The 1597-nt window shown below is 60.1% G+C and carries 1 protein-coding gene; it reads right to left on the bottom strand.

All coding sequences use genetic code 11. The features are described 5' to 3' along the window. Window positions 1–375: 375 nt before the first annotated feature. Window positions 376–1494: an IS110 family transposase gene (locus IVB13_RS04990; protein ID WP_247487997.1), complete on the bottom strand. Its 1119-nt coding sequence runs from the start codon at window positions 1492–1494 to the stop codon at window positions 376–378. Between the last annotated feature and the right edge of the window lie 103 nt (window positions 1495–1597).

The following is a 1597-nucleotide window of genomic DNA, read 5'->3' as shown; positions in this document are numbered from 1 at the left end:
CATCCCATTCTGATGTCCCCAGTCAAGCACACAACGCACGGTTTCCCATCTCCACGAGGCTTATCGTGAAGTTCTTGCACCGATAGATCGTGCAGAGGAGAAGGCGGAACCCAAAGACGTCGGTGAACAGGCTCTGATGCGCGGGTTGGATACCGCATTTCCGTTTTTTCGTCTGGGGCTGTCCCTGGTCTAGCGTCGGGCGTCGATCGGATGATCGGCCACATAATGGGTTTCAGGATTTCCCCTGCCGTGGTCCCACCTTCACCTCTGCACGATTGATGTCTGCGACTACCCCTGATCCTGATTGCAACAAAGGGGGCTGTGGGCCGGTCGAGCGCACCTCACGACTCGAGCGGTCCACAGCCCGCAACGACGCTACGCCTGTCGAGGTGGCATGAGCTCGCGATTGATTGCCCAAATGAAGGCGGATAGCTCTCGGGCAATCGCCGTGACGATTACGGTTCGCCGCTTGCCCTTCCGCTCGAGTGAGCGGAAGCGTCCGCACAATCTGGTTTGCGCTTTCCACGCAATCTCGCGCGCGCGTCTCGGTGCCGCCTCCACCTTTGGCTGCTTGTCTCGGCTCACGCGCGGCGGATATCGATAGCTCCAGGCCGCCTCCACAAGAATACGTCGCGCCCGCCCATTACCGGCTTTGGTGATGCCGCCTCGCCTGACTTTGTCGCCAGTTGAGTTTTCCGTGGGCACCAAACCCAGATAGCCCATCAGCTCGCGCGGATTTTGAAAGCGGGAGAGATCACCGATCTCGGCCAGCACCCCCACAGCCGCAATGAGATCAATCCCCCGCATCGCCTGCAGGGCCGCGACAACCTCGGCAAGCGACCACTCGGGTACTACCTCGCGGATGGCATCTTCCAAACGCTCCATCCGCTCACTTTCCTGGCGTATCCCCTCAAGTAGCTCTTCGAATGCGATGCGCTGCTCGCGATGCTCGAGCTTCTGCGACATCAGCCATCTCATGTGGGCTGGCCCCCACGTTGTCTTGCCCGGATAGATGCGTCCCAGCCGCAGCATCAATGACGAGATCTGTTGACGCTTGCCCTGGAGGTCCTTCTTCACTGCCTGACGGGCCCGCGAGAGATCGCGCATGGCCTCATGGCGCTCGTCCGGTACCCACACCGCGGTGAGCTCGCCCGCGCGCAACAGCTTGGCGAGGCTTACCGCATCGAGCCGGTTCGTCTTCACTCGATCGCCGGCCTTCTTCGGAACGAGCGAGGGGGCCACCACCAGGCAGTCATGGCCGAGGCTCTTGAGCAGTCTGTAGAGGCCATATCCTGTCGGCCCTGCTTCGTAGCAAAACGTAAGATGACAGCATTTCGCTGCAAGCTTTGCCACCAGCTTTCGGATCGCTGCCTCCGTGGCAGAAAACTCCCCGAGATATCGTACCTCGCCGCCACGGCCGCCATCGGCAATGGCTATTGCATTGCGCGATTTTGACGTATCGATTCCGACAAAGACCTCGGTATGATGACCCACGACTCGCCCTCCTTGTTTGAGGCTCTGCCCGGTCCATCCAGGCAACCCTCGTCGCAACATCGAGGGTGAGTCGCCTCATTTTATGGAGGGGACATACAGTCTA

This window comes from Bradyrhizobium sp. 17 (assembly GCF_023073515.1).
GTDB lineage: Bacteria > Pseudomonadota > Alphaproteobacteria > Rhizobiales > Xanthobacteraceae > Bradyrhizobium > Bradyrhizobium canariense_D.
The sequence above is the reverse complement of the archived record's forward strand: the minus strand, read 5'-3'. Positions and strand labels throughout refer to the sequence as shown.